At 57.2% G+C, this 24,618-nt stretch carries 21 protein-coding genes; 14 read left to right on the top strand and 7 right to left on the bottom strand.

Going from position 1 to position 24,618, the window contains the following annotated elements:
- Positions 1–45: 45 nt before the first annotated feature.
- The 3 genes from GT003_RS14990 (at position 46) to GT003_RS14980 (ending at position 2,989) form a co-directional block, all read left to right on the top strand.
- Positions 46–945: an ABC transporter permease gene (locus GT003_RS14990; protein WP_161699076.1), complete on the top strand. Its 900-nt coding sequence runs from the start codon at positions 46–48 to the stop codon at positions 943–945.
- A gap of 14 nt (positions 946–959) precedes the next feature.
- Positions 960–1,844 carry a carbohydrate ABC transporter permease gene (locus tag GT003_RS14985; protein WP_161699074.1) on the top strand — a complete coding sequence of 295 codons (885 nt, stop codon included), beginning with the start codon at positions 960–962 and terminating at the stop codon, positions 1,842–1,844.
- Positions 1,845–1,936: 92 nt separating this feature from the next.
- On the top strand, positions 1,937–2,989 hold the full coding sequence (locus GT003_RS14980) for a glycoside hydrolase family protein (protein ID WP_161699072.1): 1,053 nt from the start codon (positions 1,937–1,939) through the stop codon (positions 2,987–2,989).
- 711 nt (positions 2,990–3,700) lie between these two features.
- On the opposite strand, the gene GT003_RS14975 is transcribed toward GT003_RS14980, so the two are convergent.
- On the bottom strand, positions 3,701–5,335 hold the full coding sequence (locus GT003_RS14975) for a response regulator transcription factor (RefSeq protein ID WP_161699070.1): 1,635 nt from the start codon (positions 5,333–5,335) through the stop codon (positions 3,701–3,703).
- On the bottom strand, positions 5,307–7,067 hold the full coding sequence (locus GT003_RS14970; protein ID WP_161699068.1) for a sensor histidine kinase: 1,761 nt from the start codon (positions 7,065–7,067) through the stop codon (positions 5,307–5,309). Before GT003_RS14970 ends, GT003_RS14975 begins: the two co-directional genes overlap by 29 nt.
- A 304-nt stretch (positions 7,068–7,371) precedes the next feature.
- On the opposite strand from GT003_RS14970, the gene GT003_RS14965 reads away from it, so the two are divergent.
- From GT003_RS14965 to GT003_RS14940, 6 genes are all read left to right on the top strand, one after another.
- The gene (locus tag GT003_RS14965; RefSeq protein ID WP_161699066.1) at positions 7,372–9,507 is read left to right on the top strand and encodes a glycoside hydrolase family 16 protein; all 2,136 of its coding nucleotides are present in this window, start codon (positions 7,372–7,374) and stop codon (positions 9,505–9,507) included.
- A gap of 183 nt (positions 9,508–9,690) precedes the next feature.
- Positions 9,691–10,182: an NUDIX hydrolase gene (locus GT003_RS14960; RefSeq protein ID WP_161699064.1), complete on the top strand. Its 492-nt coding sequence runs from the start codon at positions 9,691–9,693 to the stop codon at positions 10,180–10,182.
- 32 nt (positions 10,183–10,214) lie between these two features.
- Positions 10,215–10,799 (top strand): CDP-diacylglycerol--glycerol-3-phosphate 3-phosphatidyltransferase, encoded by a 585-nt coding sequence (pgsA, locus tag GT003_RS14955; protein WP_161699062.1) that lies wholly within the window; start codon positions 10,215–10,217, stop codon positions 10,797–10,799.
- Between the two features lie 205 nt (positions 10,800–11,004).
- Positions 11,005–11,478 carry a DinB family protein gene (locus tag GT003_RS14950; RefSeq protein ID WP_161699060.1) on the top strand — a complete coding sequence of 158 codons (474 nt, stop codon included), beginning with the start codon at positions 11,005–11,007 and terminating at the stop codon, positions 11,476–11,478.
- A 77-nt stretch (positions 11,479–11,555) separates the two neighbouring features.
- Complete coding sequence (locus tag GT003_RS14945) at positions 11,556–11,990, top strand: NUDIX hydrolase (RefSeq protein ID WP_161699058.1); 435 nt, start codon at positions 11,556–11,558, stop codon at positions 11,988–11,990.
- A gap of 52 nt (positions 11,991–12,042) precedes the next feature.
- On the top strand, positions 12,043–12,612 hold the full coding sequence (locus tag GT003_RS14940) for a hypothetical protein (protein WP_161699056.1): 570 nt from the start codon (positions 12,043–12,045) through the stop codon (positions 12,610–12,612).
- A gap of 406 nt (positions 12,613–13,018) precedes the next feature.
- Here GT003_RS14940 and GT003_RS14935 read toward each other — a convergent pair whose 3' ends face one another.
- Positions 13,019–13,210, bottom strand: a complete 192-nt coding sequence (locus tag GT003_RS14935; protein WP_161699054.1) for a hypothetical protein — start codon at positions 13,208–13,210, stop codon at positions 13,019–13,021.
- A 63-nt stretch (positions 13,211–13,273) separates the two neighbouring features.
- Positions 13,274–14,203 carry an amidoligase family protein gene (locus GT003_RS14930; protein ID WP_161699052.1) on the bottom strand — a complete coding sequence of 310 codons (930 nt, stop codon included), beginning with the start codon at positions 14,201–14,203 and terminating at the stop codon, positions 13,274–13,276.
- 346 nt (positions 14,204–14,549) lie between these two features.
- Between GT003_RS14930 and GT003_RS14925 the strand changes: the two genes are divergently transcribed.
- Both GT003_RS14925 and GT003_RS14920 read left to right on the top strand, forming a co-directional pair.
- Positions 14,550–15,140: a hypothetical protein gene (locus GT003_RS14925; protein WP_161699050.1), complete on the top strand. Its 591-nt coding sequence runs from the start codon at positions 14,550–14,552 to the stop codon at positions 15,138–15,140.
- A 60-nt stretch (positions 15,141–15,200) separates the two neighbouring features.
- Positions 15,201–15,707 carry a hypothetical protein gene (locus GT003_RS14920; protein ID WP_161699048.1) on the top strand — a complete coding sequence of 169 codons (507 nt, stop codon included), beginning with the start codon at positions 15,201–15,203 and terminating at the stop codon, positions 15,705–15,707.
- Positions 15,708–15,830: 123 nt separating this feature from the next.
- Here GT003_RS14920 and GT003_RS14915 read toward each other — a convergent pair whose 3' ends face one another.
- Positions 15,831–17,201 (bottom strand): glycine--tRNA ligase, encoded by a 1,371-nt coding sequence (locus GT003_RS14915; protein WP_161699142.1) that lies wholly within the window; start codon positions 17,199–17,201, stop codon positions 15,831–15,833.
- 663 nt (positions 17,202–17,864) lie between these two features.
- On the opposite strand from GT003_RS14915, the gene GT003_RS14910 reads away from it, so the two are divergent.
- Positions 17,865–19,688, top strand: coding sequence for an OmpL47-type beta-barrel domain-containing protein (locus GT003_RS14910; protein ID WP_161699046.1), 1,824 nt, complete (start codon positions 17,865–17,867; stop codon positions 19,686–19,688).
- Between the two features lie 79 nt (positions 19,689–19,767).
- On the opposite strand, the gene GT003_RS14905 is transcribed toward GT003_RS14910, so the two are convergent.
- The gene (locus GT003_RS14905; RefSeq protein WP_161699044.1) at positions 19,768–20,694 is read right to left on the bottom strand and encodes a helix-turn-helix domain-containing protein; all 927 of its coding nucleotides are present in this window, start codon (positions 20,692–20,694) and stop codon (positions 19,768–19,770) included.
- Positions 20,695–20,873: 179 nt separating this feature from the next.
- On the opposite strand from GT003_RS14905, the gene GT003_RS14900 reads away from it, so the two are divergent.
- Together GT003_RS14900 and GT003_RS14895 are read left to right on the top strand one after the other, a co-directional pair.
- Positions 20,874–21,914, top strand: coding sequence for an alcohol dehydrogenase catalytic domain-containing protein (locus GT003_RS14900; protein ID WP_161699042.1), 1,041 nt, complete (start codon positions 20,874–20,876; stop codon positions 21,912–21,914).
- A gap of 61 nt (positions 21,915–21,975) precedes the next feature.
- Positions 21,976–22,965 carry a Gfo/Idh/MocA family protein gene (locus GT003_RS14895; protein ID WP_161699040.1) on the top strand — a complete coding sequence of 330 codons (990 nt, stop codon included), beginning with the start codon at positions 21,976–21,978 and terminating at the stop codon, positions 22,963–22,965.
- A 580-nt stretch (positions 22,966–23,545) separates the two neighbouring features.
- Here the strand turns inward: GT003_RS14895 and GT003_RS14890 are convergent.
- Entirely contained in the window at positions 23,546–24,448 is a 903-nt protein-coding gene (locus GT003_RS14890) for an ArsR/SmtB family transcription factor (protein ID WP_161699037.1), read from the bottom strand.
- Positions 24,449–24,618: the final 170 nt, after the last annotated feature.

The following is a 24,618-nucleotide window of genomic DNA, read 5'->3' as shown; positions in this document are numbered from 1 at the left end:
GGCCTTCTGCCATATTCCCATAGCCGCGCGAAAGGAGGACGAATCATGACAGGCAAACGGCTGAAGCGGGAGTACCCGCTCCATCTGCTGGTGCTTCCGTCGTTCGTGCTTGCGTTACTGTTCAGCTACGGTCCGATTTTCGGCCTCGTGCTGGCATTCAAGGATTTCTCGGTCGTCAAGGGCTTCGGCCGCTCGCCGTGGAACGGGTTCGACAATTTCGACTACATGTTCCAGCTGCCGGATATTTGGCAGGTGGTCGGCAACACCGTATACATCTCGGCGATGAAGATCGTTGCCGGCCTGATCGTACCGATCACGGTGGCGCTGCTGCTTAACGAGGTCACCAAGAACGTTTTCAAGCGCTGGGTGCAGACGCTGATTTATCTGCCGCATTTTCTCTCGTGGATCATCCTCGGGGGCATCCTGATCGACATCCTGTCGCCGACGTCGGGCATCGTCAACCAGTTTCTGGGCGTATTCGGCGTCAAGCCGATCTTCTTCCTGGGCAGCAACGCCTGGTTTCCCGGGGTACTGGTAGCATCCGACGTATGGAAGGAATTCGGCTTCAGCACCATCGTGTATTTGGCGGCGCTGACGGGCATCAATCCGGCGCTCTACGAGGCGGCCGTCATCGACGGCGCGACCCGGTGGAAGCAGACGCTCCATATCACGCTGCCGGGCATGACGCCGGTCATCGTGCTGCTTGCCACGCTCAGCCTCGGCAACGTCTTGAACGCGGGCTTCGATCAGGTGTTCAATTTGTACAGCGCGCAGGTCTACGACAGCGGCGACATCATCGATACGCTCGTCTACAGGCTTGGCATCGAACAGGCGCAGTACAGCCTTGCGACGGCCGTCGGGCTAATGAAATCGGGCGTTTCCGTGCTGCTGATATCCAGCTCGTATTATCTGGCTTATCGGCTGGCGAATTATCGTATTTTCTAAGAAGGAGGGGGAGCATGGTCCATTCATCTACGCTGCCGGGCAGGTTGTTTCGCGCCGCTAACGCGTTCTTCCTCCTGGCGCTTGCGCTGCTCTGCTTATTTCCGCTCGTGAACGTGCTCGCGGTCTCGTTCAGCTCCAGCACGGCGGCCAGCGCGGGGATGGTCAAGCTGTGGCCGGTCGGATTCAATCTGGCATCGTACCGCTTCGTGCTGCAGAAGCCGGAGTTCATGCGGGCGTTGTTCATTAGCCTGGAACGCGTCTCGCTCGGCACGGCCGTCAATATGCTGTTGACGGTCACCCTGGCTTATCCGCTGGCCAAAGAATCGGTAAAATTTCGCGGCCGAACGTTCTACGTATGGTTCTTCGTCCTGACGATGCTGGTCTCCGGCGGCCTGATTCCGTGGTACATGGTGATCAAGAGCGCCGGCTTGCTGGATTCGATCTGGGCGTTGATCCTGCCGGGGGCCGTGAACGTGTACAATGCGGTGCTCCTGCTGAACTTCTTCCGCGGGCTGCCCAAGGAGCTCGAGGAGGCGGCGTTCGTGGACGGGGCGGGGCACTGGACGATCTTATGGCGGATCTTCGTTCCGCTGTCGATGCCGGCGCTGGCGACGCTGATCCTGTTTACGATGGTCGGCCACTGGAATTCGTGGTTCGACGGCATGATTCTCATGAACACGCCGGAGCATTACCCGCTGCAGAGCTACCTGCAAACGGTCGTCATCAGCCACGATCTCAGTCTCGTCACGATGAGCGACGCATCGTCGCTGGCGGAAGTATCGGACCGCACGATGAAGTCCGCGCAGATTTTTCTGGCGGCGCTGCCCATCCTGTGCGTGTATCCGTTCCTGCAGCGATTCTTCATAAAGGGCGTCGTGCTCGGCAGCGTCAAGGAGTAAGAATGGGATCGGCCGCAGGGAATGAGACGGGACCGGCAAAGTGTCATTTCCGTTAGCATCATGCGGCAAACGAGTAAAGGAGCGAGGTAACGATGACAATCGTCGATCGCGCGTCTATCGATGCGTTAAGGACGGAATATCGACTGGGCGTTCCCGTCCTGAGCGGATCGGGCGCGGAGGGCCGTTTCGATGCCAAGGCCGTGGACTGCCCATTCGTGTTCCGGCACGCCGGCTTGTTCTATATGATGTACGTGGGCTACGACGGCGAAGGGTATCAGACTGCGCTCGCATCAAGCGCCGACCTGGTGAACTGGACGTTTCAAGGACTGATGCTCGAGCGGCTCGACGATCCGTCGCGCTGGGACCGCGTCGGCGCCGCGGGTTCGTGGATGCTCCTGGAATCCGACGATCTGCATGCGGTGCCGACGCTTCAGAAGGTCGACGGGAAGTATTGGATGATCTATCATTCCTATCCGGATGTCGGCTACGAGGCAGGCGGCGCCGTGATGGGGCTGGCGTATTGCGAGGACGAGGCCCTGCTGAACTGGACGCGGCTGGATCGGCCGGTCTTCACGTACGAAGGCGGAGCGGATTGGGAGCGGGGCGGCCTGTACAAATGCTGCGTCGTGCGCCAGGCCGGCACGTACTGGATGTTCTATAACGCGAAGGAAAAGGACGAATGGCCGTGGACCGAGCAGATCGGCGCCGCTTGGTCGACCGACCTGATCCACTGGACGCGCAGCCCGCGCAATCCGCTGCTGCCGGTCCGGGAGGGAAGCTTTTATCGGCAATTTCTAAGCGACCCTTGCATTAAATACCACGACGGGCGCTGGTATAATTTCGCCTTCGGCTTCGACGGGGAGCATTCGCAGGGAGCGCTGGCGGTGTCGGAGGACCTCGCGCGGTGGGAAACCATGGCCGAGCCCTGGCTGCCGGCCGGCGGGCCGGGCGAGCTGGACGAGACGCACGCGCACAAGTCGTCCGTCCTGAGTTGGAACGGCACGCTGTACCACTTCTACTGCGCCTGCCGTCCGGCGAGGGAAGGGGATCCGACAGTCGTCGAATACGGCGCAGGCATTCGGGAATTTCGCTGTATTACGGTGGCCTCGAGTAGGGCTTGGGGGGAAGGCGGGTTAGAGGGTTAAGGGGGAAAAAGGCGTCCTTACGCGGGACGCCTTTTTGCTATGGCTTTGAGAAACTCGGCTTCTCGAGGCTGCGGCAGTATTGCGTTAGAGCCTGCCATGCGGCCGTGTCGCAGTGGGCCGGAGAGGCATGAAAGCTGCCATGCAGCAGAAATTTGGCTCAGACTGCCACGGCTGAGCTTGAAAAGCTGCAGTATTGCAGGAATTCGGCTCAAACTGCCTCGGTAGAACTTGAAAAGCTGCAGTATAGCAGGAATTCGGCTCAAGCTGCCTCGGCTGAGTTTGAAAAGCTGCAGTACAGCAGGAATTCGGCGCAAGCTGCCTCGGCTGAGCTTGAAAAGCTGCAGTACAGCAGAAATTCAGCTCAACTTGCCTCGGCAGAATTTAAAAGCTGCAGTACAGCAGAAATTCGGCTCGTAATGCCTCGACAGAACTTGAAAAGCTGCAGTACTGCAGGAATTCGGCTCAAACTGTCTCGGCAGAACTTGAAAAGCTGCAGTAATGCAGGAATTCAGCTCAAACTGCCACGACTGAGCTTGAAAAGCTGCAGTACAGCAGAAATTTGGCTCAAACCGCCTCGGCTGAGTTTGAATAGCTGCAGTAAAGCTGCAGTACAGCAGGAATTCGGCTCAAGCTGTTTCAGCAGCGCCAGCAAGTGACCATACGGCAGTTGTTAAACTAAGCGGCTCGCACGCCGTCATCGGCACCTGCGCGTCATACGTGCGACTCCGCCTCCGAATCCCGATACTCCTGCGGCGTCATGTTCGTCTCCCGTTTGAAGAACCGGCCGAACGACGTCGCCGAATCGAAGCCGACCTTCAGCGCCACATCCTGAATCTTCAGCTTGGAGTGGCGCAGCAGCTCCCGGGCGCGCTCCAGCTTCAGCTGCGCGATGTAGGTCGACAAGCCTTCTCCCGTGCACTGCTTGAACAGCCGGGACAGATAGGTCGGATTCAAATAGACGATCTCCGCGAGCCGAATCAGCGACAGCTCCTCGTCGAGATGCTTGTCGATATGCGCTTTCAGCTTCGCGATCAGGAAATCCGCGCCGGCTTCGCTTTCTTCGCTGCGCTCCTGCAAGAGAAGCACGAGCAGCTCTTTCAAATAAGCCAGCGCCTGCTCCCACGAGGTGTGGGCGTCCAGTGAAAACAGTTTGCCGCTGCCGTCCCGCATCTTGAAACGATCCCACTTGCTGTTCTCGTTCAAATAGGAGAGCAGCATATAAGAGATGCCGTTGTACATTTCATAGAGAAAACGGTCTTGGCGGGTCAGATGCCGCGACAGCTCGGCGAGCGACTCGAAATCCTGGAGCAGGCGCGCATGCATGAGCCATTCCGCGGACAGGAACTGCTTCAGCTGGCTGCGCGCCCGCAGCAGCGCCTCTTCGCCCTCGCCTTCTTCGTTGAAATTCAGCGCCACCTCGTCGGTCAGCAGCATCTCCTCCCGCAGGCCGAAGCCGTAGAAGAGCATGCGGCGCAGCTCGGCGTATTTGGCGGGCAGCCGCCCCCATTCCACCGGCTCGGCGCAGGCGGCGATCGATAAGGGGACGTTCAGGAACTCCCGGCAGGCGGACTGCACCGATTCCAGCTTGCCCTTCACGAAGCGCGACAACCGCTCCGGAGAGCCGTGCCACCGCCCGTCAGGATCGGCCTGAAGGAACACGACGATCAAATGGCCGATCGCGGTACAAGCAGACAGGCAGCCGGTCATCGACTCCGCCGCGATGTTCTGGACGGCGTAGTGGATCAGCGCCTTATCGGATTCCCCGAAAGCGGGATTCCAGCGGTCTACCCGCGCGATGAAGACATGCGGGGCCACCGCCGCGCGCAGCGGGAGCCGCAGCTCGTCCAGCCTGTCCTGACGGACGGCCGACAGTCCGTTCAGCGCCTGTTCCAGATATCCCTTCTGCAGAGAACCGAGCGATTCGTTCCACTTCGTCTTCGCTTCGCCGAGCAGGCGGTCTTTCTCCGTCTCCCGCGAGATCTCCCTCGCGGCCTTCCGAATCGCTTGGAGAATCGCATCGTCGCCGTCGGTTTTCAGAATATAATCGACGCTTCCGTTCCGCACGGCGGTTTGGATATAGGCGAAATCGTTATGTCCCGTCAGAAAGACGATCCGGCACTGCGGCCACTGCGCGACGATCCGCTCCTGCAGTTCAAGCCCGTTCATGCCGGGCATCCGAATGTCGAGCAGGGCAATGTCGATGCGCATGCGTTCCATCAGCGCGAGCGCTTCGGCCGCCGATTGCGCGCCGTAGACATCCAGCTCCACGGGCGACTCCTCCTCCAGCAACTGCTGCAAGCCGCGTACGATGACCGGTTCATTGTCCACGATAATCAGTCGGTGCATGGTCATTCTCCTTTTGGGCCGAGATGGTGACGGTCATAAGCAGGCCGCCCAGTTCGCTTGCCTTCGCGGTAAGTCCGGCGTTCTCCCCATAATTCAGCTTCAGCCGCTGCTGGACGTTGCGCAGCCCTTCGCTGTCCGACATGCGGTCCGGGCCGGCGAGGATAGCCGAGATCGCGGCGAGCTTCTCGCCGGTCATCTCCGTACCGTTGTCCTCGACCGTAATGACGAGGCAGTCGCCGCCGTCCGCGAACCGCATGCGGATCATGCCGCCGGTGACGCAGTCCTCCAGCCCGTGGTTGTAGCAATTCTCCAGCAGCGGCTGCAGGAACAGCTTCGGCACGCGAAGCTCGCGCAAACGTTCGGGCATCTCGCCGATCTCGACTTGAATATGCGTCTCGAACCGGATGCTTTGGATCGCGACGTAAGACTTGCAGAAGCTCACCTCCTGCTCCAGCCGCACGAAATCGGCGTTCTTGGTGACGTATTTAAAGTAGTCGCCCAGGTATTTGGAGAAGTCGATGACCTTGTCATGCTCGCGCAGCTTCGCCAGCCGGTGAAGAATGAAGAAGCTGTTGTACAGAAAATGCGGATTGATCTGGGACTGCAGCTGCTTCAGCTCGGCCACCTTGACCTGGTATTTCTGCACGTAGACTTCGTCGATAAGCTCCTGCAGCCTGCCGATCATTTTATTGAACTGCAGGAACAAGTAATTGAACTCATCCTTGGACCCGTCGCTCAGCCTGGCCGACAGATCCCCGATCTCCACCTTGCGGAAAGCGGTCACGAGTCTGCGGAGCGGGGTATGGATAATCCGGTAGAGCCGGTGGGAGAACAGCAGGACGATGAGGACGGACGCGATGGCGATCCACCATAACCATGCGGTGTATTGCCGGATCGGGCCGATGAAGCTCCGCTCGTCCACGACGATCGACAGCGTGAGCCCGAGCGGCGCGGACTTCTCGTAGAACGCATAGTAATCGGTGCGTTTGCCCGGAATGACTTCATAGCCGCTCGTCTTGCCCTCGCCGACCCGCTGCTTGATGAGGTCCTGGATACTCGCGGTATCGACGGGAATACGGCCGCCGGTCTCGCTCCAGTGGAAGGCGTCGTCGGCCAGCATCGCGCCTCCTTCGCCGTTCAGGAGGAAACCCGCGAGCGACTGCTTGAGCTCCGGACCGGAGATTTCGAGGCCGAGCGTGAAGCCTTTGCCGACCGGCGGGGTCTCGGGATAGGGATGAATAAGCCACAGGCTGCCTTCATAGAAGACGAACGGCGACCCGGACGGATCGACGATCCGGTTGAAAGCGGCCGCCTCCCCCGGCGCGATGGGGTCGTAGTCGTAGGCGGACACCTTTCGGTCGAGCGCGGGAATATTGACGAACGCATCCTTTACGAACGCGTTCATATTCTCCATGATCAGCAGTTTCTTCTGGATGTTCTTAATGGTCTGGGTGTATTCCTCGTTCGACAGAATAATCGAAGCGTACGCCAGATTCATGATGTCGTCGTCGGATACGTACTGCTGCTGCAGCTTGACGAGCGAACCGAAGTCGAACTCCAGCGCATGCATATAGTAGCTGACCTTGTCCTGCATGGACCGCGTGATTTCCTGGCGGACGAGCCGTTCGCTGCGAAAATTGATCAGCAGGCAGATCGTGACCAGCGGGATGATGACGATCAGGAAGGTGAAGACGAGCTTGGGGAAAATAGTCATCCTGTTCCAAATGTGCAAGCGTTTGCAACTTCCTTCCTGGCGGGTTTTCTTCATTATAGGCGGAATCGAAGACCGGAGGTAGATGGCTTCCGCAAGAAGTTGAGCAAAGTCGATCCGATGTAAAGAATGGAAGATATTCCGCGAAAAGAGGGTGCCGTACAATCGGGTTAGAAAGGGGCGATGAGACGCATCCGGGCAAAAGCAAGCCTGCGGCCTGTCCGGGAATACGGCGCATTTCACTTCCGCAAGGCGCCTGAACCTTAGAAGGAGCGTGACATGATGAGAAGAGGCTTCTATTACACGAACGAAGGAGATGGACAGGATGTATAAACGCAAAGCCCTCCGCGGAAGGCTGACGGCGCTGCTTACGGTGTTCGCGCTTCTGGCCAGCCTGCTGCCGGCCATGTCGGCATCCGCAACCGATTCGGGTGCGACGGTGACGGCATCCTACACGTTCTTCATGGACGACGTTAATCAAGTGAAGGACGGCACGATATCCTACGCGGATTCGCCGCACAACCGGTGGACGGCCTACCAATCGCCGAATGCGACCGACTGGGTGCAGACCGACTACGGCACCGCGACGACGCGCAACAAAGTATCGCTGGCGATCTACAGCGACGGCGGCGGGGTCAAGGCGCCGAGCAGCTACGACGTGCAGTATTGGAACGGAAGCGCGTGGACCAGCGCGGCCAATCAGTCGAAGTCGCCGGCGGCTCCGACCGGCGGACAGCTGAATACCGTTACGTTCGGATCCGTAACGGCGACGAAATACCGGATCGTATTCACGCACGCGTCCGGCGCGAAATCCGGCGTCTCCGAGATCGCGTACGATAACGACACGAGCGGCGGCGGTACGGGCAATCCGCCTACGGGCGGCACGACTTCGGCCTCCTATACATTCGGCCAGGATAGCGTCGCGCAGGTAAATGACGGCATCGTCTCGTTTACCGATACGCCGCGCAACCGCTGGACGGCTTATCAATCGCCGAATGCCTCCGATTGGGTGCAAACCGATTTCGGCGCGAGCACGACGGCCAACACCGCCAAGATCTACGTGTACGACGACGGCGGCGGCGTCAAAGCGCCGGCAAGCTACGACGTCCAGTATTGGAACGGCTCCGCATGGGCGAGCGCGGCGAGTCAGGTCAAGTCGCCGGCGGCTCCGACCGGCGGACAGCTGAACACCGTGACCTTCACGCCGGTCGCGGCGACGAAGTTCCGGGTCGTGTTCACGCATGCGTCCGGTGCGAAATCCGGCGTAACCGAAATTGCCTACGAGAACGGCTCCGGCGGCGGCACGACGAATCCCCCCGGAGGAAGCTATCCGCAATATCAAGTGAGCGTCATCTCGCCGAGTTATGGCGGCACGGTGAATGGAACGGTCACGATTAAATTTTACGCGCCGGGCATGCAGAACGTCTGGGCGAGAGCCTGGCATCAGCCGGATGCTTCGAACGGCGGCGCGAACGGATACGACAAATGGTTCCAGCGCGTTACGCCGGACGCGAACGGCTACGGCGAAGTGACGCTGAACGCGAGCGATTATCCGACCGGTCCGCTGACCGTCATCCTCAGCGCGTGGGATTCGCCGGAAGGCAATCCGAACTATACCCAATCCGATAACTGTTACCTGCAGCTGTACAACAGCGGCGGCGTCGTCTGGAAACGCGGCATCCCGGCCGCGCCGGCGCAGGCCTCAGGCATGTCGGTGCTGTATCAGGACGATTTCACCGGTTCGCTCTCGATCTCGCAGACCGGCGCCGGCGCGACCTACGCGTCGCATAAGCCGGATTCCCCTGGCGGCAGCGATTTCGGCGATGCCATCTTCGCGGATTACGAGAGCGCGTATAATCCGTTCACGGTGCTTGGCGGCAACTTCCTGCGCATTCGCGCGAGCAAGACGCCTGCGGGTTATGTCGATCCGAAAGGCTGGAACCGCACGTGGTTCGGCGGCATGCTGTCCTCGCTCCGCACCGACGGCACGGGGGTCGCGGCCACTTACGGTTACTTCGAAGCGCGTATCCAGATGCCGCAGGGCAAAGGCACGTGGCCTGCATTCTGGCTGATGTCGCAGAACAGCATCTCCCAAGGCGTGCCGTCCACCGCGGAGATCGATACGGTCGAGGCTTACGGCCATAATGCCGCGGGCGCCTGCCAAGCGAAGCACTGGTGGGCCGGATCTCCGGAGATGCATGATACGCACTGCTTGCCGAACGGCTTCGGCTTCGGGGATATGGCCTCGACCTGGCATTTGTACGGCACCAAAATCACGGCGACCGACACCATCTACTACATCGACAACGTCGAGGTTTGGCGTCATGCGACGTTCGATCAAGCGAAGACGCCGATGTATTTCATGATCAACCTGGCACTCGGCGGCGGCTGGCCGGTCGATCTCGCCCGTTATAACAATCAGGTGGATATGTACGTGGATTACGTCCGCGTGTTCCAGTAAATCCGCTTAAACGCGTACCGTCAGGCTTCCGTGCGAAGCCTGGCGGTTCTTTTATATCTGACGCAAATGAGGAAGATAAGCACATGACATGCCATCCGAAGGTAGTAAAATAATGGGAAATAAACGTGATTTAACCTTCTTGCATGCAGCTCATGCTGAAGGGTTCGGGAGGGAGGGAGACATTTGCGGTATAGAGCTTCATCACTATGTATCCTTCGACGTGGGAGTTCCATACTGCTGGAGCAGTTTCCCGAGGAGGATGGCGTTATTACCTACCGGCCCGTGGGCGGAACGATCGAATACGGCGAAGACAGCAAATCCGCCGTCGTCCGCGAGGTGAAGGAAGAAATCGATGTCGACATCATTCGGCCAAGGTTAATCGGGTTGATTGAGAATATTTTCCCCTATTACAACGAAGTCGGACATGAATACGACTTTATTTATGAAGCGGAGTTTTGCTCCCCGGACGACTATGACCGGGAGGTTTTCGAAGGCGTCGAAGGCGACAAGACGTTTGCGGCCGTTTGGATGAACCTTAGCGATTTCGCGGACAATCCTCGCTATATGCTCGTGCCGGAAGGTCTCTACGACATGCTTGCGAGGAAGGGCGGAGCGCATGCTGCCGAAATTCTGCATCTGAGTACGAGAGATTACGTGGCATTCGAGTCGAAATAATGGCCGGCCCAAGCCGGGCAAGGAGCGATCCCATGAACATGGCGAATAAAATCACAGTGGTCAGAATCCTGATGATTCCTATATTCATTCTGTTGTTCCCTATCTATCCGGCATCGCTGACGAGTCATTCCGCGCTGCTGCAGCATTTGGACGCTTACGGGTTGTATTATGCGGCGGGCGTGTTCCTGCTCGCATCGGCGACGGACAAGCTTGACGGCTACGTCGCGCGCAAATACAATCTCGTGACGAACCTCGGCAAACTGCTGGATCCGCTGGCGGACAAGCTGCTGATCTCCGCCGCGCTGATTTTGATGGTCAGCGAGCATCTCACATACGCCTGGGTTGCCTTCGCCATCGTCGCGAGGGAATTCATGATTACGGCGCTTCGCATGGTCGCGGCATCCCGCCGAATCGCCCTTCAGGCCGACAACACCGGCAAGATCAAAATGGTGTTCCAAGTCGTGGGCATCACGGCCGTCCTGCTTCGCAATCGGCCGTTCGCCTTCTTCACGTCCATCCCCGTCGATCAGGTGCTGCTGTATGCGGCCCTGGTATTGACCGTGTATTCCGGCGTTCATTATATACGAAACAATTACCGGCGACTGGAGCTCTTTTGAGCGAAATCGATTACGGCGCGCCGCGCGAAGCATAACAGTAGGACAAGACAGGGCTGCCGGCCGAATGAACTCGGCGGCTTTTGTGAGGTTTACGTGGATAGCGAACTACGTTGAACCATCACGGCTCATGCGGATTCCAACGGACGGGATGGTGCGAACGATTCCCGGGCCAACCACCATTCCATAATAGAGGCGGGGAACGCGTATGGATGAAGATTTTAATCGGCAATGGCTCCTTCGCAAGTTTGAAGAAATCCGCCGCAGAATGCTGCTGGCGATCGACCAGCTTGACGATGACCAGCTGAATTGGAGGCCGGATCCAACCAGTCACAGCATTGCGGCCTTAATCAAGCATATCGAAGGCAATGTCCGGGAACGCATCGTGAAAGGCATGCTTCGCCAGGATGTGCAGCGTAATCGCGAAGCGGAATTCAATCCTGCGCCAATGGCGAAATCCGAACTGCAAGCGATCGTGCGGACCGAGCTGCAGCTCATTATTGATATGCTGGCTTCGGCTTCAAACGCGAAATTGGCCGAGACGCAGCTGGTAAGGGGGCGGGAACGCACGCACTGGGACATGCTGCATCAATGCGCCGCTCATTATTCCGAGCATATGGGGCAGATCTTTTATATGGCTAAGCTTTGTCTCAAGGATGCGTACACGTCCACTTCGATCTGAGCGTTCTGAAACCTTCTTCCATTCGTCCGCGTCTTAGGTGTTGATTTCCATTTGTTAACAAACAGGAGGACGCATGAATGTCAAAATCGATCGGCGCCGCGGCAGTCATCGTGGATGCGGAAGGACGCATCTTATTGGTCAAGCACAGCTACGGCAAGAACAACTGGGATCTCCCGGGCGGCAAATCGGAAGCGAATGAATCGGCGCAGCAAACGGCGGCGAGGGAGGTTTTGGAGGAGACGGGCCTGAACGTCGAGGTAGGCCAGCTTACGGGCATCTACTATGAAGCCGGCCGTGACCATGACATGCATCATTTCGTTTTCCTCGCGACTATCGTGAAAGGCCAGGTGCCGGTGCCAAGCTCGCCTGAAATTTTGGAATGCCGCTATTGCTCGATCGATGAATGGCCGAGGCCGATCAGCGATTTCACGCGCAAACGGATCGTGGACGCGCTGGACGCGAACCGGGAGCGTCTCTTTCATACGGTCGGACCGCGAGTATGGCTGGAATAGGAGCTGCCGGACTGGATGTGGGAACGCGCGTAAACAGGGGGATTATAGAAGCATGTCTAGCGGCACTTGGATAAATCACTCGGATTGTTATTTCCATCCCGATCATGAAGCCGTACTGGCTTGCAAGGACTGCGGCAAGTATTTGTGCGAAGCCTGCTGCGACGAGGAGTATCCAGGTTTCTGTTACGTGTGCAGTTTGGCGGTCAGAAATGGCGATTCGCCGGTAGAAGCGCAGGATCAGAAGCTCCGCGTCGGACGGTATATCCTCATGAAGCTTCTTGCCGCCGTTATTTCCGTGATGATCAGCACGGTCGTATGGGGCGGCATCATGCATGGCGAAGACGGCGAGCTGCTGCTTGCCATCGGGTTGGTCAGCCTGCTTATCGTGACGACGTTCGGCGTGCCATCCTCCATCGGCATCGATTTCATGTGCAGGCGCATCCGTGCGCGATGGGTTCGAACGATCGCGAAAGCGCTGCTGCACGGTCTTGCCGGACTAACGCTGGCACAGTTGATTTTCTCGAATTCCGGGTGGAACGGGTTGATTACGTCGCTCGGGTGCTTGTATGCGCTGGTCTATTATGCGGTATACGTCTTCTTCGAAAAGCCGGGACAACCTTGATAGGGAAGCTCGTGCCGCGCCGCAATTCCTGCCGCCGTCGTTCAGCTATTCCTCTCCTTCGCAACAATTAACGTTCTCGCCTCGTTTATGGATATATTAGGAAACCAACCATGAGCGGGAGAGGGAGAATCGGCGATGAAAAGTAGACTATTGTATCGGCCGATGGCGGCAATGTCCGGCTGGTGAAGGACCGAATCGGAACGGCGCTGTCGACCGAAGCTGGAATCGCGTACACGCTGTCGTATCAGGAAGGGACTTATTCGGCTGAGTGATGATAATGCACCGACAACCAGGGATAGGTCAACTAAAGGAATCCTGACAACCATAGAACCCAGTTACGGATGCGAAACGCGCCAATCGCAGAACGCTAGCCGTAGACCTGCAGAAACATCAACCCTAGAAAATATCAACCATAGAAAATATTCGCCATAGAAACATCAACCACTGAGACATGAACCATAGAACCATCAATCACAGAAACATGAACCACAGAAACATTAACTACAGAAACATGAACCATAGAACCATCAACCACATAAGCATCAAACATCAACCTCAGAACCATCAACCACAGAGCATCAACAAGAACAAACAGCAAATACCCCTGCTGCCAATCGGCAGCAGGGGTATTTATTAACGCTATAATCCTGCTATTTCCCTGCTATGGTCTCTGCGATGTTCCGGGCGCGTCGATGACCTTGCGTACGACCTCCCAGCCCGTCGCGGGCGGCCGGCACACGTAGCGGTGCATCTTGCTTTCATGTTCGATCGCGATCAAAATGCCATCCTCCACGGGAAGAATGTTATGGAGCTCGCCGCCCGGGACGAGCCGAGCCGCAAGCCCGGCGACAGCAGGGATGAGCGCGTCTTCGAGCCACATTCGTTCCCGATGCCAACGCGGAACCGGAATTGGAGGCGGATAGCCGTCCGGCGTCGCGCCGAGTGCTGCCGCCAGTTCTTCCGCGGACGCCGGAAGATCGCGACCCTCGCCGACCGCGGCGACATAGCGAAGACAGAGCTCGATCGTCCGCACGATCTCGTCGTAGTCCAAGCTGCCGTTGGCGAGACGGATCTCCACGGTGCCGATATCATACCAGGCCGCGGCGTTGATGCCGCAGCGATGGGATTGCGGCCGGCCGGCGCGTTCAAGCGCTTCCCGGCGCGGGTTCGCCGCATAATCGGCGCGCATGGCTTCCGTGACGGACGGGCAGTAGAACAGCCGCTCCTTGCTCGTTTTCATGAGCGCGCGCAGCGCATCCTGCGTCCGCAGCGCGGTAGCGAGAAGCGGGAGGACCATCGCTTCGCCCCATGGCTCGATCCCGACATGCACGTGAAGCCCGCAGCTCCAGTTCATCTCGGAGCCTTGCTCGCGAAGCCTGCCCAGCATGAGGCGAATTTGTTCCCGTTCCGCCCAGCGCAGGGGAGGCGGCTTGAGCTCGCTGCCGGATTCCAAGCCGGTGTCGTCCACCTGCAGTTCATCCAGCGACATCTCCCAGCCGGGCAGCAGCGCGGTTTCCTCCGGTTTCCCGCCGATAAATTCAATTTCAACACCGAATCTCAGGTCGTTCCAGTTCACTTTTTTCGGCCACATACGTAGTTGCACCCTCTCATGGTTTGGATTGCGGCAGGACATCGCAGCCAATGGAGAGGGGGAGCTCGGGCTTAGCGGGGGATTTTCTTTCTCGGCATGACGGCTTCCTCCTGTTCTTGATCGGGTTTAAGTGTCCATGTTTCGGTTGGGACGGTTCGAACTGAGACAGACAACGTTCACTAGTATTCCATTCGGAACGGGAGCCGGAAATTCCTTTTTTTTACTGTACGGGGTGCAACTATTGTACGCTGGACTCGTTTAGACAGTAGGATGAACGAAGGATAACGGGCACGAACATTATGGAACGAATAATACAGCCCAAGCAGGCGAAAGGAGCGGATGGAGCATGCGGATCTTGTTATACCTCGCGATCCTGATGCTGTCGGCATGCGGCGTCGAAACAGGAGACAGCCCGGAAGGAACGTCCCCGACCGATACTGCGCGCATCGAAGCGAACAAAGAGATCTTGGAAAGAATGGCCAGCCCGAAGCCGTCTTATCGGGACGACAAGTTCGAGCTCGAGCTGAACATGGAGCGGACGACGTACAAGAAAGGCGAGCCGATCGAAGCCTCCGCCAGTGTGACCTACGTGGGCGATCAACCGAACATAACCGTTTATGGGGCAAAGTCATTTCTGGTCTTCACGATCCATGACGGCAAAGACTTCAATATGGACGGCGCCTCGACGGCGGAGCGCGCTCCCACAGAATTCATTCAAGGCAGGACGATTACGGAGCCATTCGCCAAAAGCGGCGGATACGGCGAAGATGATCCGGATGCGGATTATTGGCGGGCATTTTACAACGAGAAGGAACTGATCCTGCCCCCTGGCCGGTACGTGCTCGAAGCGATCGTTTCGTTCGATCTTAGCGAAGAGGTCACGAAGCGTTCGCCGTACTATGGCTCGGTGCATACGACGGTTACGGTCGAGAATTAAGAAAGCCGAGGCGCCGTCAGCGAGCAACACTGCAAATTGAACTTCAAGGAGGTCCATGTGATGCGCAGAAGCGCCGGCGTGTTCGTCATCATCTCGGTACTTGTTACGATCTTATGGGGCTGCGGCAGCGATGCCGATGAAGAAGCCGCGGCCGAGGCTGCGAAAGCCTACCTCGCTCACTTTTATGAAGTAACCGATTATCCTCCTAGTACCGTGGACGCATCGTCCCTTCAGGAGCGGCAGGCGCAGCTGCAGCCCTACGCAACGGAGGAATGGCTGGAAAGCCTGCTCGCCAACCGCGTGCTTGGCCTGCCGTTCATGATCGCGCAGCGCGAGCAAGCAGCTGTATCCGCTCAGGACATACAGTTGAGCCATTCAAGCGAGGATGAGGATGTCATCGCTTATACCTATCGGATGAAGGTCATGCTGCGAGACGACGCGAAAGAGATGACAAGCATTCCCGTGGAAGGCAGCATCACGCTTGCCAAAACGAACGGAACATGGAAAGTGAACAATGATATTAATCGGAATCGGAATGATTTGCTCGCGTTGACAACCGGCTCATGATGCAGCGCGCCGGAACGGAATAGAAGAGCCTTTGCCCCGATCTGGCGGCAAAGGCTCTTTCGTTTGCTATGTCCGTAGCGTCTAGGGGAGCCTAAACGCCGAAAAGGGTTAAAACGTTACAGGCTAGAACGCCGCCCGCGCCGCGACGTAAGCGCGCAGCTCCGCGATCGGAAGCCGGACCTGCGTCATCGTGTCGCGGTCGCGGACCGTGACGCAGCCGTCGGTCTCGGAATCGAAATCGTACGTGATGCACAGCGGCGTGCCGATCTCGTCGTGGCGGCGGTAGCGTTTGCCGATGGAGCCGCTCTCGTCGTAGTCGACCATGAAGTCGGCGGCGAGGTCCGCGTACACGCGATGCGCGCCGTCCGCGAGCTTCTTCGACAGCGGGAAGACCGCCGCTTTGAACGGCGCGAGAGCCGGATGCAGCCGGAGCACGACGCGGCTGTCTTCCGCTTCGAGCTGCTCTTCCTCGTACGCGTCGATGAGGAAGGCGAGCGTCACCCTGTCGGCGCCGAGCGAAGGCTCGATGCAGTACGGGACGTAGCGCTCGTTCGTATCCGGATCGACCACATGGAAGTCCTCGCCCGCATGCGCCATATGCTGCTTCAGGTCGAAGTCCGTCCGGTCGGCGATGCCCCACAGCTCGCCCCAGCCGAACGGGAAGCGATACTCGATATCCGTCGTCGCGCTGCTGTAGTGCGACAGCTCGTCGTCGGCGTGATCCCGCAGCCGGATGCTCGTTTCCCGCATGCCGAGGCCAAGCAGCCAATCCCGGCAGAAGCCGCGCCAATAGCGGAACCATTCCAGGTCCTCGCCGGGCTTGCAGAAGAACTCCAGCTCCATCTGCTCGAACTCGCGCGTCCGGAACGTAAAGTTGCCGGGCGTGATTTCGTTGCGGAAGCTTTTGCCGATTTGGCCGATGCCGAAGGGCAGCTTCTTGCGCATGGCGCGCTGCACGTTCTTGAAGTTGACGAAGATGCCTTGCGCCGTCTCCGGCCGCAGATAGACCGCGTTCGCGCTCGACTCCGTCACGCCTTGGAACGTCTTGAACATCAGATTGAACTGGCGGATGTCGGTGAAATCCCGGCTGCCGCAATCCGGGCAGGCGATGCCGTGCTGCTCGATCAAGGCCTTCATGTCGTCGAACGTCATGCCGTCGACGATCACCTCGATGCCTTTGTCGCCCAGGGCGTTCTCGATGATTTTGTCCGCGCGGTGGCGGGCTTTGCACGCTTTGCAATCGATCATGGGGTCGTTGAAATTGCCGACATGGCCGGAGGCGACCCAGGCTTGCGGATTCATCAGGATCGCGGCGTCGAGGCCGACGTTATGCGGCGATTGCTGGATGAATTTCTTCCACCATGCGCGCTTGATGTTGTTCTTCAGCTCGACGCCGAGCGGGCCGTAATCCCACGTATTCGCCAGGCCGCCATAAATCTCGGAACCCGGGAAAATAAAGCCTCGCTGCTTCGCCAGCGAGACGATCCGGTCCATCGGTTTCGGTTCGTTCGGTTTCGGTTCGTTGCTCATCGTCAGACACTCCTTCGGCCGTCATGCGGCATGGTAGTCGGCTGGCACCGCGGCAGTGGCAGCGCGGCGCAATCCGTGCCGGAGAAGGGGAACCAAAAAAGCCCCCGTCTCCGGACATCGCGACAACGCGATATCCGGGGACGAGAGCTTGCGCGCCCGCGGTTCCACCCCAGTTGACGGCCATGAACGAGCCGCCCTCTTTTGCTGCATTTCCATTGCTCCGGACTGCCTTTTCCCTGAATGCTCCTCCGGGCTTGCACTGTCCCCGGCTCGCTGCGTGGAAGACTGCTCAGGTACTATGGTCCATCATTGCGGAAATGTCATGTTTTGGCTATCGTACCGCGAAGCAAAGGAAAAAGCAACAGGCGCTTGGGGAGGTGCCCGGTTCGCGGGCGCATCAATCTTTGTTTAGTTGGGCTACGTCGAAGATAGCGAAAGGCCTTCGTCCACTTATTTTAGATAAATCTTCTATTTATACGAAGAAACGACAGACTTTTCATCCTTTTCCTCTGTAATATACAAAATGTATCATGGAAGCCAAGGAGGCTGAATAGGAGCAGTCTGGGGCTTTTCAAGCGTTTCAGTTAGTTACTGTTACCAAAATGCGTGAGAGGCGTGAGTGAACTCGTGAAGAAGAGGATGTATTTGTCGTTTTTGTTTATCGCTGTCTTGTTAATGAACAATTTTTTTACCTATCAGACATTCGCTGAAAGCAATACGCCGCCGGTGGACACAACACGGCCCGTTTTGCTCGACCTCTCCCTTTCAAAAGCGGAACTCCATGGCGATGACACCCTCATATTGTCTGCCAGGGCCGCTGATGATATTTCTGGCGTGAATCACTTATATGTCGAATATCTTCCTCCCGGCAATATCGAAGCGAAATCAGCTTTCCTCTATGACAATGACAATGATGGCTTATTCACCGGCTCTATAACCACTGGTAAATATGATCCAAACGGCGTGTACAAGATTAGTTATATTATCGTGGCAGACAACCAGTCGAACAGTTATCAATATGTACATTCAACCGTTTCCACTAAGAAATTCACGACCTTTGAATACAAGGACCTTAGCAGCTATAACTTCACCGTTTCCAACCCGGATGCAGACACGACATTTCCGATGCTTCACGAGGTAACGATATCACGCACAGAAGGTATGGCTGGAGACATCCTTACCGTTAATGCACATATAACAGATGATATTTCAGGCGTACACTATGCATCCATCGGCTTCAGAGGGCCTTATGATCCTAATTACGTAGTAGGAATCGAGCTCCTCGACAGAGATGGCGATGGAACCTTTACGGGTTCGCACTTATTTCGGAAAGGTGATTTCACCGGCACTTATACTGTGAAAGGTATTGGCGTGCTGGATAACGCCGGAAATGGGGGTCAATACGTAAATTCTAAGGACCCGGATGACGGATCGCCCTATTACGAAAATAGAGATTTAAGTGCCTATAGTTTTACGCTAAAAAGTGGGATTAGTCCCAACATTGATATCACACCGCCTGTTCTTGAAGAAATATCTTTGTCAGGAGGTAAAGTACATCCGGGAGAGAACATCACCATAAGCGCTACGATAACGGATGATTTAACCGGAGTTGATTTTCTTTCAATAAAATATCGCACGATCGATTACTTGAATGGCGGAGATTACTATAAAATCATCTCATTGACAGATAATGATGGCGACGGAGTATTCACAGGGAAGATAAACCCAGGAATGAGCGACCCCGCTGGATTATACCAGGCGACATCAATTGAGTTCGGTGATATTCAGGGGAATAATTACAGTTATTATCATTCTACTACCGCTACTGGAAATGCAACTCCTGTGATTGAATTCAAGAATTTGAGTGCCTACAATTTTATCTTTGCCAACTCAAATGAACCAGGCAGTCCGCATGGGCCCGTAACTTCTATTTCGGTTGATCATGTTGTAAATAGTAATGGCTGGTTTAATACACCGATACAAATCGTTCTCTCCGCATTAGACGACACCTCCTCAACTATCATGACACAGTACCGAATTAATGGAGAAGAATGGATGAGTTATAATACGGCCATTGTCTTTGAGGAAGATGGGGTTTTTAATCTTGAATATCGTAGCACAGATGAGTTCGGTAATACGGAAGCAATCAAGAGTGCCAGTATTAAGATCGATACCGCGATGCCTGAAACAAAAATCGTAGGCGTTAAAGACGGGGAGTCGTATCAAAACTGCGCATGCGTGACCTTCCAATCGTCCGATGCGATTTCTGGAGTGGATAAGATAGAATATCGAATAAATCAAGGTCCGTGGAAGATATATCCAATGTATGCGCGAATGAGCTTTAAAAATGGAACCTATCTTATTGGCTATCGCAGCGTCGATAAAGCAGGGAATATTGAATCGTCTCAAAGTGTGACTTTCCACATAGATCGTACTAGTTCCGGAGACTAAGGAATAATAGAGCCCTGCATCGCTCCTCTGAATAGAGGTCATGCAGGGCTCAATTATTTGTTCAGGGGGAGCTTTTGCGTCAATCCATCCCGGGCACTCCTTCACCGTTTTCGCGAAGCGCTCCGCGCCTGTCCCCCGCCCGAAACTCCCTTGGCGACAGACCGGTTTGCCGCTTGAACGCCTTGGATAGATGGGAGTCGCTGGCGAAGCCGCAGTAGGCGGCGACTTGCTCCAGCTTCAGCGTTGTGGTGCCAAGAAGCTCCTGTGCTTTTTGCAGGCGAAGCCGAAGCAAATACTGATGCGGCGTCGTGCCGAAGTGATGCCCGAACACGGTCGAGAAATGCGACTCCGAATAGCCCGCGTGCTTCGCCATCTCTTCGACCGACAGCGGCGCGGACAAGTTGAAGGAAAGAAAGGCGTTCATCTTACGGACGAACTGCAGGCCTTCAAAATCATACGAAGCCGCACCGCCGCCGCCGCTGCCAAGCAGCAGTTGGAGCAGCTCGAGCGCCAGCTGCTGCACCTTCAGCGTGCTCGGGATATCGTTGCGTTTGAACTGTTCGATCATTTGCAGCAGCGTATCCCGGTAGAGTTGGGGCTGCTTGGCCCGAAGCAGAACCGGAATGTCCACCTCGGGAAAATCGTTCAGCCGAGGCTGGAGCAAATGCGCGTACGGCGCGATGTTCGCCTGGCCGGGGGTCGTCACGAAGCTTTGCGCCCGGGCGGGGTTATAGAAAAAATCGAGATGCGCGTTCGGAACGACGCAGTCCCCGAAGCCGCGGGTCGTGAACAAGACTCCGGGCTGGATCAGCGCAAACTCGCCCTCGTTCAGCTCGTAATCGGCGCCCTCTACGGTGAGGATATATCTGCCTTTCTCCATAGATAAGAACAGGTAGTCGAGCAGCCGGCGCTCGCCCTGGAAGAAGGGCTGGCTGACGAAGCGGTAACAGAGTCTCACGTAAGGCAGGATGGGATGATCGTTCCAGCTATGCTCGCGGCGCAGCATGTTTACCAACTCCTCGGGGAAGGGTGAGGTTTCGTTATGGATCAGTATAGACCGTTGTTTTTGACAAGTAAATCGAAGCTTTGAACAAGGACATTCCTCGGCGCCCATGTAAAATAGAAGCAGATCCATGATTAGGAAACTGGTTTTTTGACAAGTCAATCCGAAGGAGCTGAACCTTTATGCAACCGATTGCAATTCCGGCTCAGATGCTGTCCCCCGTCTTCACGGGCAACGGCGAGGTCGCTTACGTGACGAAGGACGTGCCGCGCCCGGGTCCGGGGCAGCTGCTGATCCGATCCAAGGCGAACGCCCTCTGCGGCTCGGACAAAGGCTATTACTTGAACGGCTCCGGCCAGCATACGCCAGGCCATGAGATCGCCGGCTTCGTCGTCGATGCAGGACCGAATACGAATGCGAAGCCGGGAACGCCGGGCGTCGTCTTCCTGATGGATTTTTGCGGTCAGTGCCGCAGCTGCAAGCTGGGCTATACCAACCAATGCTTCAACAAACGCGCGGACATGGGCTTCTCGCATGATGGCGGGTACGGCGAATACGTGCTGATCAACGAAAATATTTTCTTCCCGATCGATGCGGACCTGTCGTTCTCCGACGCAACGCTGCTGCTGGATATTATGGGCACCGGCGGCCACGCGACCCGAAGGGCGACGCTCGCGCGCGAAGATATCGAATCGGTGCTGATTACCGGAGCCGGTCCGATCGGGCTGGGCATTCTCGGCATGGTCAAGATTATGCTGGGACAGGATGTTCCGGTCTACGTAACGGATATGAACGAATACCGCTTGGCGCTTGCGAAGAAGCTCGGCGGCATCCCGGTGCATGCCGGCAGCGAGGATTTGGCGGCGCGCCTCGCCGCCGACGGCTTCGCGGATGGCGTCGATGCCGCTTTTGATTCAAGCGGCCAGACCTCTGCCCGTCAATTATGCGTGCAGCGGCTAGGCAAACGCGGCGTGCTCGTCTGCGTCGGACATGGCGGCGAGGTGCTGCTGGACGTGTCTTCGAATCTGATCGCCCCGGAGAGAACGGTGCTGGGCAGCGAATATTTCACGTACGGCGAGCTGGAAGCGAACGCGGCGTATTTGAGGCAGCACCGCGAATACTTATCGCAGATCATCACGCATCGCTTCCCGGCTTCGCAGCTGCAGGAGGCAAGCGAGCTCTTCTTCGGCGGACAGTGCGGGAAAGTCGTGGTGGAGCCGTGATAGGAGCGCCATGGAAGGCCGCGGCGTATTCGGTACGGAACGTTGAAAGGGAGGCGAAGTCATGACGACATTAGGCCGCAAAACGAAGATCGCGCTCGTCGGCACCGGCGGCTGGGGCGAGCAGCATGCCCGCGTACTGTCGGCGCATGCCGACGTGGAGCTGTGCGCGATCGCCGGTCGCGATCCCGAGCGGACGCGGAAGCGGGCGGAGCATTACGGGGCGAACGCCTATACGGATATCGGGGAGATGCTGGAGCGCGAGCAGCCTGATCTGGTCAGCCTGTGCCTGCCGAACGAAGGGCATTTCGAGGCCACGCTCGCCGTTATCCAGGCCGGGTTTCCGCTGCTCGTGGAGAAGCCGCTCGTATTCGATCTGCGGGAAGCCGACCGGCTGCTGGAGGAGGCGGAGAAGCGGAGTTTATTCTTCGCGATCAACTTCAACCATCGCTTCGCGAAGCCGATGCAGCTGGCGAAGAACCGGATCGACGCGGGCGGCCTCGGAGAACTGGTCTTCGGCACATGGCGATTCGGGGGAGAAGGCGGAAGCGCCGCGTCGCCCTATGGGAATTTGATCGAGACGCAGTGCCATGGGTTCGACTCGCTGGAGTTTCTGATGGGACCGATCGCATCCGTATCCGCGGAGATGACCGACATCACGGGCAAAGGCTTCAGCACGATGTCGATCGGACTGCGCTTCGCAAGCGGGGCCGTCGGCAATCTGCTCGGCACGTACGATTCCTCGTACGCGTACTCGGATACGCAGCGCCTGGAAATCAACGGCACGCAGGGCCGCGTCCTGATCGAGGATACGGTGCGGCGATTCTCGTTCCAGGCGGCGGGCAGCGAGACGGCGGAGGTATGGCAGGCCGGCTACTTCAACGATCTCGACCGCGAATTCCACCGTACGTTCGATGCGCATCTGAATGCCATCGTGGCGGCGTTCCGCAGCGGCGGTCAGCCGCCGGTTCACGCAGCGGCGGGCATGCGCGCGCTGCAGCTGGCCCATGCGGCGATCCGTTCGCAGGAGAGCGGCAGGCGGGAGCTCGTGTAGCTCGGGTGAGGTTGGTGCCGGGCGCCGCTTGAATGGCAGCGTGTTCCGATGCTAACTTAGGGGCGCTAAAGCAAAAACAGCCCGGCCATTGGGGATGGCCGGGCTGTTTATGTATGAAATGCAACAATTCACGCCCCGAAGCAGCCAATTCGAACGAAAAGTTGCAAAAAATGCATCTTTCCATCGCTATAAGCCCCTTCTTCCGCCTTAGGGCCGAGAATTGTTGTACATTGTGCATAAATACTCCGTTTCGGGACATTTTCAGACCCTGAATGTTGTATTTCATGCAAGATTAGTGGGAAATGCGGTTAGCCCGGAATGGTGATGGCTGGTCCGCCTCGCGTTGGCGTGCTAGCTGATCTTGCAGGTCGAGCTGGTCTGCCTCGCGTTGGCGTGCTAGCTGATCTTGCAGGTCGAGCTGGTCCGCCTCGCGTTGGCGAGTTTGCCGAGCAGGCTCGCCGAGCCGAGTCAACCGCAGCTCGGGCCGCTTCCGCCGACAGCTCGTAATAGGCAAACAAAGAGCCTCGCTTTCAACGCGCTCATGCGGGGAAAGCGAGGCTCTTATGTCGTGCTCCGCAGCTCATTCATACGTCACGGTAACCTCGATCTCCTGATCGTAGTTGCCGAAATGCCTCCCGAATAGACTGATGCCGCCGGCATGCGCGCCGGTGTCGGGGCAGGAGAGGCGGAAGCGCATCTCGTCGTTCGGCTTGATGTCGAGATCCGCGGCCGTCAGCGCCGACAGCTGAATGCCGTCGAGGAAGGTGCCGTCTTTACGGATCGTAATCGTCTTCATCAGGCCGTACTGCGTGCCGTGAGGCCACCAATCGGGCGTGAAGATGCCCTTCTGCGCGCCGAAATCGCCCGGGCAGGTCCACGTGCCGAGCAAGGTGCCGTTCATGTGAAACGAGATGTCGGAAGGCCAGTTCTCGTTATAGCCGGGCGCTTCCGAGCATATTTCCAGTGTAATCGTAATACTCGTCGCCTTTTGTCCGCCCATGAGGTAATTGGGAATGCGGTATTCGAGAAAGCCGCTGGCGAACCAGATGATCTTGGCTTTCACATGGTCGGGCGCCCAGAAATACCGGGGATCGTCGGCCAGGCCGATTATGGATAGCTCGGAGGAGAGGCCGCAGGTCGGCTTGACCTTGAAGTCGGTGTACTGCCCGATCGGCAGGGAGACGGTGTATACGTTCGCGTTCGGAGCGGTCGGCGTGCGCAGCTGCAGCGTTACGAATTCCGGCAGAAGCCGGCACATCTTCAGCCGGCCGCGCGCGCCGGAGATGCTCTCCGTGCCGATGATGCCGGCGGACTCCAGCTTTTGGACATGCTTGGTCACGATGGCCGAGGAGACGCCGAGCTCCGCGGCGAGCTCCTTGATGCTCATCTGCGAACGGTCAAGCAGCTCGATCATCCGTACGCGCGTCTCGGACGAGAAGCATTCCAGCAGCGCCATGTTGGCGGTATTGACTTGTATGATCATCGCATGTCGGCCTCGTTCCGATCGTAATGGTGGCCCCATTATATAACTTGCAGGTTAATTAATCAACTTTTGGTTGACGTTCTCCGAGGAATGAAGGCATAATGTGTTCATATTGACAGTATTGGTTATTTAATTAACTTACAAATTAATTTAATCGGAGGCATACCTAT

Source organism: Paenibacillus sacheonensis, assembly GCF_009909195.1.
Taxonomy (GTDB): Bacteria; Bacillota; Bacilli; order Paenibacillales; family Paenibacillaceae; genus Paenibacillus_Z; species Paenibacillus_Z sacheonensis.
This window is presented reverse-complemented; position numbering and strand designations above follow the sequence as displayed.